12 protein-coding genes are annotated in these 15769 nt (G+C 62.8%); 6 read left to right on the top strand and 6 right to left on the bottom strand.

Translation table 11 applies throughout. From position 1 onward, the window contains the following. The first annotated feature begins 106 nt into the window (after positions 1-106). The gene (locus tag NKI70_RS14495; RefSeq protein ID WP_352698612.1) at positions 107-1000 is read left to right on the top strand and encodes a LysR family transcriptional regulator; all 894 of its coding nucleotides are present in this window, start codon (positions 107-109) and stop codon (positions 998-1000) included. 276 nt (positions 1001-1276) lie between these two features. Here the strand turns inward: NKI70_RS14495 and NKI70_RS14500 are convergent, their stop codons facing one another. The 4 genes from NKI70_RS14500 to NKI70_RS14515 are packed head-to-tail and all read right to left on the bottom strand — an operon-like array spanning position 1277 to position 5125. After that, the gene (locus tag NKI70_RS14500; protein WP_023675441.1) at positions 1277-1522 is read right to left on the bottom strand and encodes a MoaD/ThiS family protein; all 246 of its coding nucleotides are present in this window, start codon (positions 1520-1522) and stop codon (positions 1277-1279) included. Further along, positions 1522-3786, bottom strand: a complete 2265-nt coding sequence (locus NKI70_RS14505) for a xanthine dehydrogenase family protein molybdopterin-binding subunit (protein WP_352697670.1) — start codon at positions 3784-3786, stop codon at positions 1522-1524. Before NKI70_RS14505 ends, NKI70_RS14500 begins: the two co-directional genes overlap by 1 nt. A 2-nt stretch (positions 3787-3788) precedes the next feature. Then, positions 3789-4265 carry a (2Fe-2S)-binding protein gene (locus NKI70_RS14510; protein WP_023675443.1) on the bottom strand — a complete coding sequence of 159 codons (477 nt, stop codon included), beginning with the start codon at positions 4263-4265 and terminating at the stop codon, positions 3789-3791. Further along, positions 4265-5125, bottom strand: coding sequence for an FAD binding domain-containing protein (locus NKI70_RS14515; RefSeq protein ID WP_352724683.1), 861 nt, complete (start codon positions 5123-5125; stop codon positions 4265-4267). The genes NKI70_RS14510 and NKI70_RS14515 overlap by 1 nt, the downstream gene beginning before the upstream one ends. 428 nt (positions 5126-5553) lie before the next feature. Between NKI70_RS14515 and NKI70_RS14520 the strand changes: the two genes are divergently transcribed. Then, complete coding sequence (locus tag NKI70_RS14520) at positions 5554-7854, top strand: hypothetical protein (protein ID WP_352724684.1); 2301 nt, start codon at positions 5554-5556, stop codon at positions 7852-7854. A gap of 220 nt (positions 7855-8074) precedes the next feature. Here NKI70_RS14520 and NKI70_RS14525 read toward each other — a convergent pair whose 3' ends face one another. Continuing rightward, positions 8075-9718, bottom strand: coding sequence for an MFS transporter (locus NKI70_RS14525; RefSeq protein ID WP_352697444.1), 1644 nt, complete (start codon positions 9716-9718; stop codon positions 8075-8077). A 237-nt stretch (positions 9719-9955) separates the two neighbouring features. After that, positions 9956-10987, bottom strand: coding sequence for a histone deacetylase family protein (locus NKI70_RS14530; protein ID WP_352724685.1), 1032 nt, complete (start codon positions 10985-10987; stop codon positions 9956-9958). Between the two features lie 141 nt (positions 10988-11128). Between NKI70_RS14530 and NKI70_RS14535 the strand changes: the two genes are divergently transcribed. The 4 genes from NKI70_RS14535 (at position 11129) to NKI70_RS14550 (ending at position 15763) form a co-directional block, all read left to right on the top strand. Next, the gene (locus tag NKI70_RS14535) at positions 11129-12832 is read left to right on the top strand and encodes an amidohydrolase (protein ID WP_352724686.1); all 1704 of its coding nucleotides are present in this window, start codon (positions 11129-11131) and stop codon (positions 12830-12832) included. A 102-nt stretch (positions 12833-12934) separates the two neighbouring features. Then, the gene (locus tag NKI70_RS14540; RefSeq protein WP_352577771.1) at positions 12935-14029 is read left to right on the top strand and encodes an ABC transporter ATP-binding protein; all 1095 of its coding nucleotides are present in this window, start codon (positions 12935-12937) and stop codon (positions 14027-14029) included. Further along, positions 14029-14958, top strand: coding sequence for an ABC transporter permease (locus NKI70_RS14545; protein ID WP_023675452.1), 930 nt, complete (start codon positions 14029-14031; stop codon positions 14956-14958). Before NKI70_RS14540 ends, NKI70_RS14545 begins: the two co-directional genes overlap by 1 nt. Next, a complete protein-coding gene (locus NKI70_RS14550; RefSeq protein ID WP_023675453.1) occupies positions 14951-15763 on the top strand; it encodes an ABC transporter permease in 813 nt (270 codons plus the stop codon). Before NKI70_RS14545 ends, NKI70_RS14550 begins: the two co-directional genes overlap by 8 nt. Positions 15764-15769 lie beyond the last annotated feature (6 nt).

A 15769-nucleotide genomic window follows, 5' to 3' on the forward strand; every position in this document is an offset into this window, starting at 1 on the left:
CCCGTCACCATGCTGGAAGATATTGCAGAGGAACCCATTCTATTAGACTGAGTAATTCGCATGGACTTATCTGCTTATGATATAAATGTCCGACGGGAGGTGCCCTATGCAGCGCGATGGCATGAAGGATTTGCTCTGGTTCGTGGCGGTCGCCCGGGAGCGCAGCTTCACCAAGGCGGCGGCCAAGCTCGGAACCTCGCAGTCGACTCTGAGCTCGACAATCAAGGAGCTTGAAGCTCGTCTTGGCGTCCGCCTGCTGACGCGTACGACGCGGAGCGTCGCTCCGACCGAGGCCGGCGAGCGACTTTTCCAATCTCTTGTTCCCCGCTTCGAGGAAATCGAAGCCGACCTTGCAAGTCTGGTGGCCTTTCGCGACAAGCCCTCCGGAACGGTCCGCATCACGCTGTCCGACCATGCGCTCCAGACGACCGTCTGGCCGAAGCTGCAGCCCTTGCTCAGCGACTATCCTGACGTGTGCGTCGAACTCTACAGCGACAACGGCATGAAGAACATTGTGGAGGAGCGCTTCGACGCAGGCGTGCGGCTTGGTGAGAGCATCGACAGGGATATGATCGCAGTGCGCATCGGGCCGGATTGGAGGCTCGTGGCCGTGGCTTCGCCGGAGTACTTTTCCCGCCATCCGGTTCCGACCGCACCGCAGGATCTGGTCGATCATGACTGCATCAATATGCGGCAGGCGACGTTCGGCGGATTATATGCCTGGGAATTCGCCAGGGATGGCCGCGACCTTCGTGTGCGGGTGGAAGGCCAACTCACCTTCAATTCGTCCATTCCCATGATCGAGGCTGCGATAAGCGGTTTCGGGATCGCCTATGTCCCGGAAAACCTCGTCAGCCACCACATCGCCAAGGGATACCTTAGGCTCGTGCTTGACGACTGGAGTCCGCCATTTGCGGGCTATCACCTCTACTACCCGAGCAGGCGACAGCTCTCGCCTGCGATGGCGGTGATCATTGAGACGCTCCGCCATCGCATCTGACTCCCAAGACTGTGCCTATGAATCATGAAGCTGACATTGGTAAATGGTAGGTTCTGACCCAAGCCATTTGACTTCTACGCTGCGGGCGGCTGCTTCCGGCCCCAAAGCAGACGTGTAGCTCGCTCGCCTCTATGTCTGTGATTGACACAGAAGCCAGTCATCGAAAAGGAGCCAAACTCGCAGGCTGAACTGGCCAAGAATTCTCGTGGATAGCCGAGGTTTTTCTCGAGCCTAGGCCATGTCTTGGTCGTCAATGGGTAGGACAGGGTTGTCCAGTTATCCCCCGGCAAGACGCGGCAGCAGGAATATCTCCGCCCCTTCCGGCAGTTCCTTCGACCACGTGTCGCGATAGATCGTCCCGTCGATGGCGACGGCGATGCCGCGATCGATGTATGGCTCGAGGCCGGGATACTGTTCAGCCAGCTTCCTGAACAGCTCCCTTATGTCCTTCGCCTCGATCTCGACCTTGCTCTTGCCTCCGGCGATCGCGCCGAGCGACCCCCAGAGCGTTACTTCGACCATCAGCCTCCCCGTTCCGCCTCGATCGCCGCCAGGATGCGCGGCGGCGACATCGGGATATGCGTCATCCGCACGCCCGCGGCGTTCGACACCGCATTGGCGATCGCCGCCAGCGGCGGCACGATCGAGGTCTCGCCGACGCCGCGCACCCCGTAAGGATGGTTAGGGTTGGGGATCTCGAGGATCTGCGTGTCGATCATCGGCAGGTCCGAGCAGACCGGGATCCGGTAATCCAGGAAGCCAGGGTTCTGCAGCCGCCCGTCCTTGCCGTAAATATACTCCTCGTTGAGCGCCCAGCCGATGCCTTGCGCGGCACCCCCCTGGTATTGCCCCTCGACATAGGTCGGATGCACCGCCTTGCCGGCGTCCTGGACGACGGTGTAGCGCAGCACCCTGGTGGCGCCGGTCTCGGGATCCACCTCGATATCGCAGATATGGGTGGCGAAGGAGACGCCGGCGCCGTCGGCGACGAGCTCACTGTGCCCTGCAATGGGTCCGCCCGTCTTTCCGGAAGCGGCCGCGATCTCCTTCAGCGACAATGCTGCAAGGTTGCCGTATTTCTCGCCCTTGGCAATCGCGTGACCTTTTTCCCAGACCACGTCGTCGACGGGTATGTCCCACATCTGCGCGGCGCGATCCCGCAACACCTTGATGGCGTTGCGAGCGGCGGAGATCGTCGCCATCGAAGACGAGAAGGTGCCGCGGCTGCCGTCCGTCATATCGTTGTAGCCGAGGCTGGAGGTATCGGCGACCACCGCTTTGATTTGCTCATAGGGGATACCGAGCTCCTCCGCCGCCACCAGCGACAGCGACGCGCGGGAACCACCCACATCGACAGTGCCGACGGCAAGCGAGACCGAGCCGTCCATGCCGATGTTGAGGTCGGTGCAGGTCTGGCCACCGAAATTGAACCAGAAGCCGCAGGCCATTCCGCGGCCCTGATTCTTGCCGAGCGGCGCCTTCATATGCGGGTGGTTCTTCACCGCCTCCAGCGTCGGCCCGATGCCGATCGGGCCGTATACCGGTCCATAGGACGATCTGGTGCCTTCCTGCGCCGCGTTCCTGATCCGGAACTCGACGGGGTCCATGCCGATCTCCTTGGCCAGCTCGTCGACCGCACTTTCCACCGCAAACGCCGCCATCGGAGCCGACGGCGCGCGATAGGCCGCGGTCTTGGGCCGGTTGACAAGCACTTCGTAGCCGACCGTCCTGACGTTCTCGAGCTTGTAGCAGGCAAAGGCCGTCATGGCGCCGATCTCGGCCCACGTGCCGGCATAGGGGCCGCAGCTATAGCGCAGCGTCGCCTCGGCCGCCGTGATCGTGCCGTCCTTGCGGGCGCCGATCCGAACATCGATCGAGGTGGCGCTGGTCGGGCCGGAGGCGCGGAACACCTCGTCGCGCGTCATGACCAGCTTGACCGGCCGCCCGGCCTTGCGTGACAGCGCCAGTGCCACCGGCTCGGCCCAGACATGGGTCTTGCCGCCGAAACCGCCGCCGATCTCCGAGGAGGTGACGCGCAGCTTCGAGGCCTCCATGCCAAGCAGTTGGGCGCAGTGTTGGCGGTAGACAAAATGGCCTTGCGTACAGACCCACAGGTCGGCGGTGCCGTCGGAGCTGACATTGGCCACGCAGGCATGCGGCTCGATATAACCCTGGTGCGTCTGCTCGGTCTTGAAGGAGCGTTCGACAACGAAGTCGGCCTGGCCGAAACCTACATGGATGTCGCCATGGCCGTACTGGGTGCGCTTGGTGACATTGGAAGGCTTGACGGGCTTTTGCTCGAGGCCCTCGGTGAAGATGGCGTCGTTGACCAGAGGTGCGGAGTGCTTCATCGCCTCGTCGACGTCGGTGACATGCGGCAGCACCTCGTAGTCGACCTCGATCAGCTTCAGTGCCTGCCTCGCCGTGCGGGCATCGACCGCAGCCACCGCGGCCACGGCATGGCCGTCATAGAGCGCTTTCTTGCGCGCCATGCAGTTGTCGAGGATGTCGTACATGGCGGCATCGCCGTCGGTGAGGTCGGGCAGGTCGGCCGCGGTGATCACGGCCTTGACGCCGGCGAGCTTCTCCGCCTTCGACGTGTCGATCTTCCTGATCGTGGCATGCGCGTGCGGGCTTCTCAGAACACGCCCGACCAGTTGCCCGGCCATGTTGAAGTCGGCGCCATAGCGTGCGCGGCCCGTCACCTTGTCGACGCCGTCGGGACGGATGGGACGCGTGCCGACAGCGGTGAAATTGCGTCCGGAGTAACGCGGATCGAAATTCATCGTCATGCTCCCTTCATCACGCTGGCGGCGTCCTGAACGGCACGCACGATCTTGTCATAGCCGGTGCAGCGGCAGAGGTTCCCGGCGAGGCCGAAGCGGATCTCCTCCTCGGTCGGATCGGGATTCTTGGCCAAAAGGTCCTTGGCAGCCATGAGGAAGCCCGGCGTGCAGACGCCGCATTGGAGTGCGGCGTGTTCCAGAAATTTCTGCTGCAGCGGATGCAGCCTGTCGCCATGCGCCATGCCCTCGATGGTCTCGACGTGCCGACCCTCGGCCTCCGCGCCGAGCACCAGGCACGAGCACACCAGCCGATCGTCGAGGATGATGCTGCAGGCCCCGCAGTCGCCGGTGCCGCAGCCTTCCTTGGCGCCCGTCAGCCCCAGGCGATCGCGCAGGACATCAAGCAGCGTCTCGTCCGGCTGGCAAAGAAACTCGACATTGTCGCCGTTGATTGTCGTTGATACTGCCACACCAGCCATCATTTGCCTCCTGCGCGTGCATAGGCGGTCGTGGCGGCCCGCTTGGCCAGCACACCCGCGACTTTCCGTCTGAATTCGATAGTGCCCCGCTTGTCGTCGATCGGGCGGCAGGCGCCCGAGCAGACCTTGGCGAGCCTCTCCAGCGTGTCTTCGTCCAGCTTGGAGCCGATGAGAACCTCGGCGGCCTCCTCGACCAGAATCACCGTCGGCGCCACGGCGCCCAACGCCAGACGGGCGGATTTGACGCGACCTTGCTCATCGAGCGTCAAGTTCACGCCGGCGCTTACCACCGCGATGTCCATCTCGGTGCGCGGAATGAAACGCAGATAGGCATCGCCCGAACGCGGCAGACGGCTGTCGAGCAGGATTGCCTCGATGATCTCGCCCTTGGCCAGCGACGTCTTGCCCGGCCCAGTCGGCACCGCTTCCACGGCAATCGTGCGCCTGGTTCCCGGGCCGACGACCACAGCCTTGGCGCCAGCGGCCACCAGCGCCGGGACGCTGTCGGCGGCCGGCGAGGCGTTGCACAGATTGCCGACGATGGTGCAGCGTCCCTGCACCTGCTTCGAGCCGATCAGCTTGGCCGCTTCGACGACGCCAGGCCATGCCTTCTGCAGGGCCGTGTTCTCGCCCAGCAATGCGCAGGGGACCGCCGCGCCGATGCTGAAGCCCTCGGCTGTTTCCCTGATCTCGCCAAGCCCGTCGATCGCCTTGATGTCGACGATCAGGTCGGGTTCGATAAAGCCGCCTTTCATTCGCACCAAGAGGTCGCTGCCTCCGGCGAGGATGGCGGCCGTGCCGGCTGAACCGGCCAACAGGCCGGCGGCGTCTTCCATTGAAAGCGGACGTATGTAACGCATCGTCTCCCCTTGATCTCGAAATCCTGTCGAGCTGTTATAGAGCCTCGGATCGGAATGGCTATCCAGTTCTGCATGGGTGGCGATTAGGCCAGGCGCTGCAAAATGGACTCCCAAATCTACCTGATCTACCTGAATTGGCGTGCGCCCCTGGGCGCATTCTGCCAATCCCTCGGATCAGTTGTTGTCATTCCATAGAGGTTATGTTCCGTCAATTATGAGCGTCGCGACCGATGGCCCCTAATGCTCGATCGGTCCCTTCGGCATGACCAGCGCCGTGCCAGCAGTCGTCGGGCGCTCGATCATGCGGCGGACGCGCGCGCAGTCTAGCACCGCGCCGACCCATCCGTAAGTCATCCGTAAGTGCGGTCCCTCTACGTCCTGTTTCGAACCAGGCGACATGTCTGCGCCGTACAGAGAGGGAAACGAACATGAGCACGCTCCTTGCACCAATTGTGATTGGCCCCGTGTCGGTCTTGAGTACGTCGGTCCGTATCGATGGGCCGCTTCCCGGCTCGAGCATTTCCCTCCTGGTAAATGGCGTACCCGTCCCTGCGGTAAATGCCGGCGCCACAACCACTACCTTTGTGCCGGTCGCCGCAGGCTCCCTCAACGTGGGGGATGCATTGACCGCACGCTGGACGCTCGGCGCCGAAACCAGTGATCCAAGCCCGGTCCCGATCGTCGTGCTCGGGTATCCCTCGACGCTAAGCCCATTGGTGTATTTGAGTCAGGTGCACGAGTGCGTCGACTGGGTGCTGATAGGCGCAGCCTATCCTGGCGCCACGGTCGAGATTTTCAACGGCGGCGCATTGATTGGCAGCGATACTGCACGCGGAAATGTCATACCAGTGCGCATTCGCGGGGCGATCCAGGCCAACGATGTGCTTAGCGCAGTGCAGTCCGTTCAGACGCCTGCCGGACAGGTGAAGAGCAGTCAGACCCCGAGCTTGCCCGCCGAACAGACGCCGTATCGGGAAAATACCATGCCGGCACCAGCAGTCGGCCCGGTTCCTGGGTGCGCGCAAGCAGTACCCGTCAGGGGGTTGGCTCAAGGCGCCACCACGAAGGTCCACTTCAATGGCGACGTGCTGGAATATCCTTTCGTCGGTGCCAACCTCCTGGCGCTGCTTGGCCGTGCCGCGCACAATCCGGATGTCTTCAGCGCCACGCAGCACTTCGAGCGCTGCAATGCATCAAGTCCGTCATCTGCCCCTCCGGTGATCGTCGACGAAACCTTGCCGGTTAGAAAGCCCGTAATCGACGCCTCACAGTACTCCTGCCCGGCAGCCCGTGCTTTGCCTATCTCCAATCTCGAGCCCGGCGCGACATTGACGATCCAACTTGTCGATCCGACTTCGGGTGCAGCTACCGTGCTCGGGAGAATCGGAGTCGGCGAGGATGTGAGTTCCGGCCAATACTGGATTCCCGACGTGTCGGCCCTGATCCCGGCCTCGCCGCCGTTTCCATCGCTCGTCGTCATCCAGGAGCTATGCGGCAAGACAGCCACATCGGATAAGTTGCTGGTGGTAGGGTCTTACCAGGGCAGCGTATTTCCGCCGACCGTCATGGAGCCTGCATTTGAATGTGCAAGCGGCGCTTTCGTCAACAGCGTCGACAACGCGGTCGTACGTTTGTACTCGGATGCGCCAGATTCTCCTGTAATCAGCAAGCCCGTATTCAGTTTTGGCGGCCTCGTCTGGGTCGAGACATTTCGGCCGTTGCGCGCCGGCGAGCACATTCACGCCGAGCTGGAGCTTACTTGTCAGCCCCTCGCGCTTCGGGTCGGGGGCCCGATCAAAGTGTCCGACCTGACCCCACTCAAGACCCCGGATATTCAACAGCCCGTCCGGGTCTTCCAGCGGTTAATTTACGTATCAGGCGTGATTCCCGGGGCGCGCGTGCATGTATTCGTGAACGGGAAGTGGCGCGCCAGCGATACGCCACTTGGTTGGACGACGCTCTTCTTCGGGATTTACGTGGGCGAGCTCAAGGTAGAAGACCAAATTACGGTGATGCAGACATTGTGCACGAAGATGTCTCCGCTCACCAGAGTTCCCGTCAATGTCACCCTCGGGGAAATGCTGCTCTCCGCGGCTCCCCCGTCCCTGATAGCGGGCCAGCCGGCGACGATAACCATCAAAGCAGTCGACGCCGATAACAAGTCCCAATCGGTTGGAGGGACCATATCGCAAGGGGGCGCGGTGGTCGGGGCCACCAACACAGCGTTCACGCTATCTCCGCCGACCGGCCAAGCATCGGTCAGCTTGCAAGTTGCAGCCGTTGGCTACAAGACCGAGACCATCAGTATTCCCCTTACTGCGGCGCCGGTCGTCAAGCCGGCGATGCTGACGATAGCAACGGGTCTCTGGTTCAACGCCACCAAGAAAGAAATCACTGAAATCACCTGGCACCTGCAGGGGCCATCCGGCAGCTTTTCAAAGACCGAAAAGCCGAACGCAGAGCCGGCGTTGGTTCAGTTCGCGTTGCCCAAGCCGGCCGGCGGCGGGTTCACGCCGTTCACTCTCAGCTGCGAGGTCACATTCCAGTTCCAGGATTTCAATTTCATCTCAGGCGTATCTGGGACGAGGTCGAGTGACTTTATCGAGGGAGGCCTCATAAAGCCGTCTCCATCAACCGTCGAGATGTATTGGAGCGGTACCGACCTGACGATCAACTTCCTGGTAAAGTGGATACAGCAGGGCGATTATTTCGTCATAGAGCTCATGTAGTCGAATCGCCAGCGGAAGGGCGTCAGGGTGGCTGGAGCGGTTCATCGTTTCACGGAAACGGCGAACCGCTCTGTCTCTTCCGGACGGAAAACCGTATCACACTTTTCTTGGAATTGCGCTGGAGCGGGATGCGTTCAAATTGAACGGTGCATCCCGCTTTATCTATTTGTTTTAACCGCATTTCTGCGACGTCAAGTGATTCCCTTGGGTGCAAAATGCTTTAATGCTCGATCGGTCCCTTCGGCATGACCAGCGCCGTGCCGGCAGTCGTCGGGCGCTCGATCATGCGGCGGACGCGCGGTGGCTCGTTGCCGCTGTGCAGCGCCCTTATACGCTCGCCGATGACCGCGTCGGCGTAGGTGGCGCGCCGATTGTGGCGGATATATTCGACCCAGGTCGGCGTGTGGTAGTGCTCGATCCATATCGACGGATTTTCGAGATCGCGCGCCAATGTCCAGTTGCGGGCGCCGTCACGTCGGCGGATGCGGCCGCGCTCGGCCATGGTGGCGAGGAATTCCGGTACGTCCTCGTTGCGGATGACATATTCGATCATGATGGCGATGGGACCGCTGCGCGGCTTGAGATCAAGCGCCAGATGCGGCTCCCGGAAGCGGTTGAGCGGGTCGAGGTTGAGCACCGCCTGCTGCGGCAGCGGCAGCAGCAGGCCGATGGCGCCTCCGGCCAGCATGGCGACGCTGGCCGCCATCAGGGCGACTTCGGCGCCATGCGCGTCGGCAACGACACCCCAGACCCAGCTGCCGAGCGCGATGCCGCCGAAGGTCGCGGTCTGATAGACCGAAAGCACGCGGCCAACCACCCAGCGCGGCGTCGACATCTGCACGGTGACGTTGAAATGCGACAGCGCCGTCACCCAGCAGGCGCCGCCGAGCAGCAGGCCGAGCGACGTCTGCCAGGCATGATTGCTGACGGCGGCGTTGAAGGCGCAGACGGCGAAACCGGCGAATGCCATGCGCACCATGGTTTCGCTGGACAGCAGCTGCCGCAGCCTGACGCTGGTCAGCGCGCCGCCGACGGCGCCGATGCCGAAGGCGCCGAGCATGATGCCGTAGCTCAAGGCATCACCCTTGACGACGTCGCGCGCGACCAGCGGCAGCAATGCCAGGACCGCGCCGGCGCTGAAGCCGAAAGCGGAGCTCCTGACCAGCACCTTGCCGATGTTAGGCGACATGGCGACATAGCGCAGGCCGGCGCCCATTGCGGCGCCCAGTGTCTCGCGCGGCAAGGTCGATGCCGGCAGTTCCGGCTTCCAGCGGGCCAGCACGACGATGAGGCCGACATAGCTCAGCGTGTTGACGGCGAAGGCCGCGGCGGCACCTGCCGCGGCAACGATGATACCACCGATCGCCGGGCCGACGCTGCGCGTCAGGTTGAAGCCCATCGAGTTGAGCGCGATCGCCGCCGGCACCTTGGTGCGAGGCACCATGTCGCCGACCGAAGCCTGCCAGGACGGGCTATTGAGCGCGGTGCCGCTGTCGATCAGGAAGGTGAAGGCGAGCAGCGTCCACGGTGTCATCAGGTCGAGATAGGTGAAGACGGTCAGAAGAGCCGAGACGACGAGCATGAAGATCTGCGCGATCAGCATGACCTTGCGCCGGTTGAAGCTGTCGGCGATGGCGCCGGCCAGCAGCGCAAACAGCATGATCGGCAAGGTGGTCGAGGCCTGGACCAATGCCACCTGGTAGGACGAGGTGGCGATCGTCGTCATCATCCAGGCGGCGCCAACGCCCTGGATGAGGCCACCGAAATTGGAGACGAGGCTGGCGGACCACACCGCCCGGAAGATGCCGTGCCGGAACGGCGCCAGCGCCGAGGCGCTTTCGCTTTCCGGTGTGTCGTCGTTCATAAATGCTGTCCCGGACTCAAATGCGTTTGTTCTTCCGATCAATCGGCCCCGCAAGCCGTGGGTTCAAAAAATAGAACATCATTTCGCAAAGGGCGAACGCATTCTGGAAAAACATCATGGTCCAACAACAGGATAGCGGGCGGGTCAGCGCGTGCCGCCGCAGGCTGAACGATCGGTCAGGCAGGCGGTACCGCTTGCCGAGCGCTGCCATGTGATTGGCAGGCACCGGCGGCACTTCTAGCGGTCTTCGAAGCCGGTCAGCACGCCGACGGCGTTGATGCCGATCTCCTCGACGGCGTAGCCGCCTTCCATGACGAACAGCGTCGGCAGGCCGAGCCTGGCGATGCGGCGGCCGATCCTGGGATAGTCGGGGGTCTTCAGCTTGAACTGGCTGATCGGGTCCTTCTCGAAAGTGTCGACGCCGAGTGAAACCACGACGACGTCGGGAGCATAAGCCGAAAGCCTCGTGCAAGCGTCCTCGAGTGAGGCGTTCCACACGTCCCAGCCGGTGCCGAAGGGCATCGGGTAATTGTCGTTGAAGCCTTCGCCGTCGCCCTCGCCGCGTTCGTCGGCATGGCCGAGGAAGAAGGGATATTCGGTCATCGGATCGCCATGCAGGTTCAGCACCTGAACGTCACCGCGGCGATAGAATATCTCCTGGGTGCCGTTGCCGTGGTGATAATCGACGTCGAGGATCGAAACGCGCCCGGCGCCACGGTCGCGGAACCATTGCGCGGCGACGGCGGCGTTGTTGATGAAGCAATAGCCGCCCATGAAGGCCGCCCCTGCATGGTGCCCTGGCGGGCGGCAGAGGGCGAAGGCGGAAGGCTCACCGGCCTTGACCAGCGCGGCGGCGGTCAGCGCGACGTCATAGGACGACTTGATCGCATCCCATGTGCCTTTGACGAACGTCGCGCCACCGTCGAAGGAGTAGAAGCCGAGCAGCGCATCGATGCCTTTCGGGCGCACGTCGCCGCGCAGTCCGCGCGTCGGCCAGGTGAAGGGAATGGCCGAACCGCTGCGGCCCGACGCTTCCCAGAGCGGCCACACGGTCGGCAGGAAATCGATGTAGTCGCTGGCATGCACCTTCCTGGCGGCGGCAAGGTCGCGGCTTTCCGGCGGCAGGATCGGACCGAGTTTTTCGCTCTCCACCCGCGCCCTGATGAACTCGGCGCGCGAAGGCTTTTCAAAAGCCGGCACGATGGCGCCGGCGATCAATTCGACATTGCCGGAATGGCCGGCATGGAAAGGCGAAAAAACAGTCTTCATGAAATTGTTCCGTGGTGAGACGCGGCGACCCTAGCCGTCCTGCATGGCCCTTCACAAGGCGCTGGGCCAACCAGCTATGGCTTGCTGGCCCGGCAGCCGGTCGTCTAGCCTGCCGGCAACGCAACCGAACCGCGGGTAATCATGAGTTCAAATGCCGACCTGATCGTCACCAATGCCCGTGTGCTGACCATGGACGAAGGCAATCCGACGGCCGAGGCGGTGGCGATAAAGGACGGCAACATCCTGGCGGTTGGCGATCGCCGGACGATCGAGACGCTGAAAGGGCCGGCCACGAAGATCATCGATGCGCAAGGCGGTTCGGTGGTGCCGGGCTTCATCGAAGCGCATATGCACCTTTTCGGCGGCGCGGCCGAGCTCGACAATCTGCACCTTCAGGGCGTGCATGGCTTCGATGCACTGAGCGACGCGATCCGCGCCTACGCTGCGGCACGGCCGAACGCCAAATTGCTGCTTGGGGCCGGCGTCGACTACACTATCCTTTCCAAGGAAGAGCCGGTCACCCGCCATCATCTCGACCGCATTATCGCCGACCGGCCGTTCGCCATGTCGGCTTCCGATCACCACACGATGTGGGCCAACACCAAGGCGCTTGAGCTGGCTGGCATCCTGCACGGCAAGCAACTCGGCCCCGGCAACGAGATCGTCATGGGCGCCGACGGCCTCGCGGCCGGCGAATTGCGTGAGGGCGAGGCCTTTGGGCCGATCCTCGAGCTTTCCGGGCAGAACCGCGTGTGGCTCGGCCTTGCGACAGGCGGCGAGCCCGAGCCGTACCCTTCCGCCGCTGAAATCGCGGCCGACCGTGCCCTGATGCATCGCGGGCTGGAATGGTGCGCCCGCCACGGCATCACCTCAATCCAGAACATGGACGGCAATCTCTACCAGCTCGAACTGCTTGCCGGGTTGGAGCAGGAAGGCCGGCTGCTCTGCCGCACCAAGATACCTTTTCATTTCAAGAACTTCATGACGCTCGACAGGCTGGAAAAAGCGTCGAGGATGGCTTCCGCCTACCGATCGGAATGGCTGTCGTCCGGCATGGTCAAGATGTTTTGCGACGGCGTGCTGGAAGGCTGGACCGCGGTCATGGTCGACGACTATGCCGACCGGCCGGGCTGGCGCGGTGAGCCGCTGTTCACGCCAGAGCATTTCGCCGAGGTGGCGCTGGAGGCCGACCGGCGCGGCCTGCAGATCGCCGTGCATTCGATAGGCGACGGCGCTGTGCGCGCGGTTCTGGACGGTTACGAGGCGGCGCGGCGGAAGAACGGCAGGCGCGACAGCCGTCACCGGGTCGAGCACATCGAGGTGACCACTGCCGCCGACGTGCCGCGCTTTGCCGAACTCGGCGTCATCGCCTCGATGCAGCCGCCGCACCCGCCCGGCGCCATGGACTTCCCGCTGGAGCCGACGCTTTCGCGCATCGGCCGCGAAAGATGGCCGCTGAGCTATGCCTGGCGGACGCTGAAGCAGGCGGGTGCGCATGTCGTCTTCGCTTCCGACTGGCCGGTGTCGCGGGTCGACCCGATCCTGGGCATTCAGGCGGCGGTGTTGCGCAAACCTTGGGCAGACGGCGTTCCCGACCAGAGCTTCTCGCTGTTGGAAGCGCTTGCGGGCTATACAGTCGAAGGCGCTTATGCCGAATTCATGGAGCACCGCAAGGGCCGGCTGAAAACCGGCTATCTGGCCGATCTGGTGGTGCTGTCGGCCGATATCGAGACAACTGAACCGGGTTTGTTACACAAGGTGCATCCGGTGACTACCATCTGCGGCGGCAAGATCAGTCATCAGGTTGATGATGGGGCTGACGATGGCACGGAGCTTGCGTTCTGAACCGAGATTCAGATGCATGGTTGCCAAGCCGACCGGCATATGCTGACAATCGAATGGGAACTGGATCCGCCAACAAGAGCGGACATGACAATGGGGTAATGCGTGCCGGATCAGCCGGGTAAGAGTGCAATCGAGGTCCGCGGCGTCCGCAAGGTGTTCGGTACCGGGGACGCACAAGTCGCCGCTCTCGACACGGTTTCGGTGTCGATCCGCGAGAACGAGTTCTTCACGCTGCTGGGGCCGTCGGGGTGCGGAAAGACGACGCTGCTGCGGCTGATCGCCGGCTTCGATTTCCCCAGCGAAGGCGAAATCCTGCTGCACGGCCACGACATTGCGCCGCTGCCGCCGTTCAAGCGGCCGGTCAACACCGTCTTCCAGTCCTATGCGCTGTTCCCGCACATGACGGTGGCCGAGAATATCGGCTTCGGCCTGGAGATGCTGGGCAAGCCGAAAGCCGAAATCAAGGCACGCGTCGCCGAGATGCTGAAGCTGGTCAAAATGGAGGCGCTCAGCGGCCGCCGCACCAGCCAGATCTCCGGCGGCCAGCAGCAGCGCGTCGCACTGGCCCGCGCGCTGGCGCCGCAGCCAAAAGTGCTGTTGCTCGACGAGCCGTTGTCGGCGCTCGACTACAAGCTGCGCAAGGAGATGCAGATCGAACTGAAACGGCTGCAGCACCAGACCGGCATCACCTTCATCTTCGTCACCCACGACCAGGAGGAAGCGCTGACCATGTCGGACCGCATCGCTGTGATGTCGGCCGGTAAGATCCTGCAGGTCGGCACGCCCTGGGACATCTACGACAAGCCGGCGGAGCGCTTCGTTGCCGACTTCATCGGCGAAACCAATTTCCTGACCGCAGCCATCACCGACATCGGCAACGGCAAGGCGCGCGCGACCCTCAAATCCGGCGCAACGATCGACGCGACGGTGGCTGAAGGCTTCCAGCCGAAGGATAATGCTACCGTGGTGGTCAGGCCGGAACACGCCAAGCTGACCAGCGGCAAGGGCGATCTTTCCGGAACCGTCGAAAACATCGTCTATTTCGGCACCGACACGCATATTCATGTCCAACTGGACAGCGGCGAAGCCTTCACCGTGCGCCAGCAGAACACGCGCAGCGCAGGCTGCGGTTTCGAGCGGGGCGACAAGGTCGGTATCTCGATCGGCAACGACGCCGCGCAAGTGCTGAGGGATTGATGGCGAGCGCGTTTTCCCAAGCTGCATTGTTCGAAGCAGAGGCGGAGAAGGCCAGTGCCAGGCGCCACCGCCTGCTTTCGTTGCCAGCTTTGATAATCATCGGCATTTTCGGCGTGCTGCCGCTTCTCATCATCGTCATCTATTCATTTCTTGCCGCAGCACCCTATGGCGGCGTGCAGTGGCAATTCTCGACCGACGCCTATCTGAACTTCCTGTTCCAGCGCGACATCTTCGACGACACGCTGCAGTTCACGCCGGATTTCCTGATCATCTATCTGCGCTCGTTCGTCTTCGCCGTGGTGACGACGGTCATCTGCCTGCTGCTCGGCTTTCCGACAGCCTATTTCATGGCCACGCGACCGCCGGCGCAGCGCAACTGGTGGGTGCTGCTGATCACCATCCCGTTCTGGTCGAACCTGCTGGTGCGCACTCTTGCCATCATGTTCATCATCCGCGACGAGGGCCTCATCAACAACGCACTGATGGCTCTGGGGGTGATCGAGAAACCGATCACCATGCTCTACACCAACTTCGCCATCCAGCTCGGCCTGTTATACTCGTTCCTGCCGTTCATGGTGCTGCCGCTCTATTCCAGCCTGGAGAAGCTGGATTTCCGGCTGGTCGAGGCCGCCTACGATCTCTATGCGACCCGTCGGCAGGTGCTATGGCGGGTGATCATCCCGCTGTCGCTGCCCGGCATCATCGCCGGCTGCCTGCTTGTGTTCATTCCGGCCCTCGGCGCCTATGTGACGCCGCTGATCCTCGGCGGCGGTATCCACCTGATGATCGGCGATCTCATCGCCCAGCAATTCGGCTCCGGGCGCAACTGGCCGCTCGGCTGCGCGCAGGCGCTGATCCTGATGGCAGCGGTGCTGGTGGCGCTCTACTTCTATGTCCGTAACACGTCGGGGAAGATGAGGCATGGCTGACCCCCGCAGCGCCGATATCAAGGACCAACCGGGCTTCCGCTCGATCGCCATCATCTGCCTCTGCGTGCTCTACGCGCCGATCCTGATCCTGATGATCTTCTCGCTGAACACCGGGTCTCTGGTCACGCGTTGGGAAGGCATCGGGCTCGGTTGGTATGGCAGTGCGCTGCTCAACCAGGAATTCCACAACGCCGCCAAGAACACGCTGATCATCTCTGTCACCGCCACGATCATTTCGACGATCGCCGCGACGCTGGCGGCGATCGGCATGACCCGGGTCAAGCCGTGGCGCGGGCTGTCGGCCGCCTTCATGGTCATCAACCTGCCGCTGATGGTTCCGGAGATCATCACGGCGGTGGCGACGCTCTCGTTCTTTGCGCTGATCGCGGGCACTCTCGGGCTCAATTTCGGCATCGGCAATCTGATCCTCGCCCACACCGTCTTTTGCATTCCTTTCGCCTATATGCCCATCCGGGCGCGTCTCGAGGACATGGATCTGACGCTCGAAGCTGCCGCGGCCGATCTCTATGCCACGCCCTGGCATGCTTTCCGGCGCATAACGCTGCCATTGCTGGTTCCCGGCATCCTGTCGGGTGGGGCGCTCGCCTTCATCGTCTCCTTCGACGATTTCACCATCACGCAGCTGGTCGCCGGCCCCGGGCAGACGACGCTGCCCCTCTACATCTGGAACCAGATCAGGCGGCCGATGACGCCGGAGATCAATGCCATCTCCACCATCCTGCTGCTGGTGTCGATCCTGTTCGTCTCGATATCGTTCCTGATCGCGCGCCGCCGCGCCAAGTGAGTCAAT

Origin of the sequence: Mesorhizobium sp. M0500 (assembly GCF_040321165.1) — a bacterium.
Taxonomy (GTDB): domain Bacteria; phylum Pseudomonadota; class Alphaproteobacteria; order Rhizobiales; family Rhizobiaceae; genus Mesorhizobium.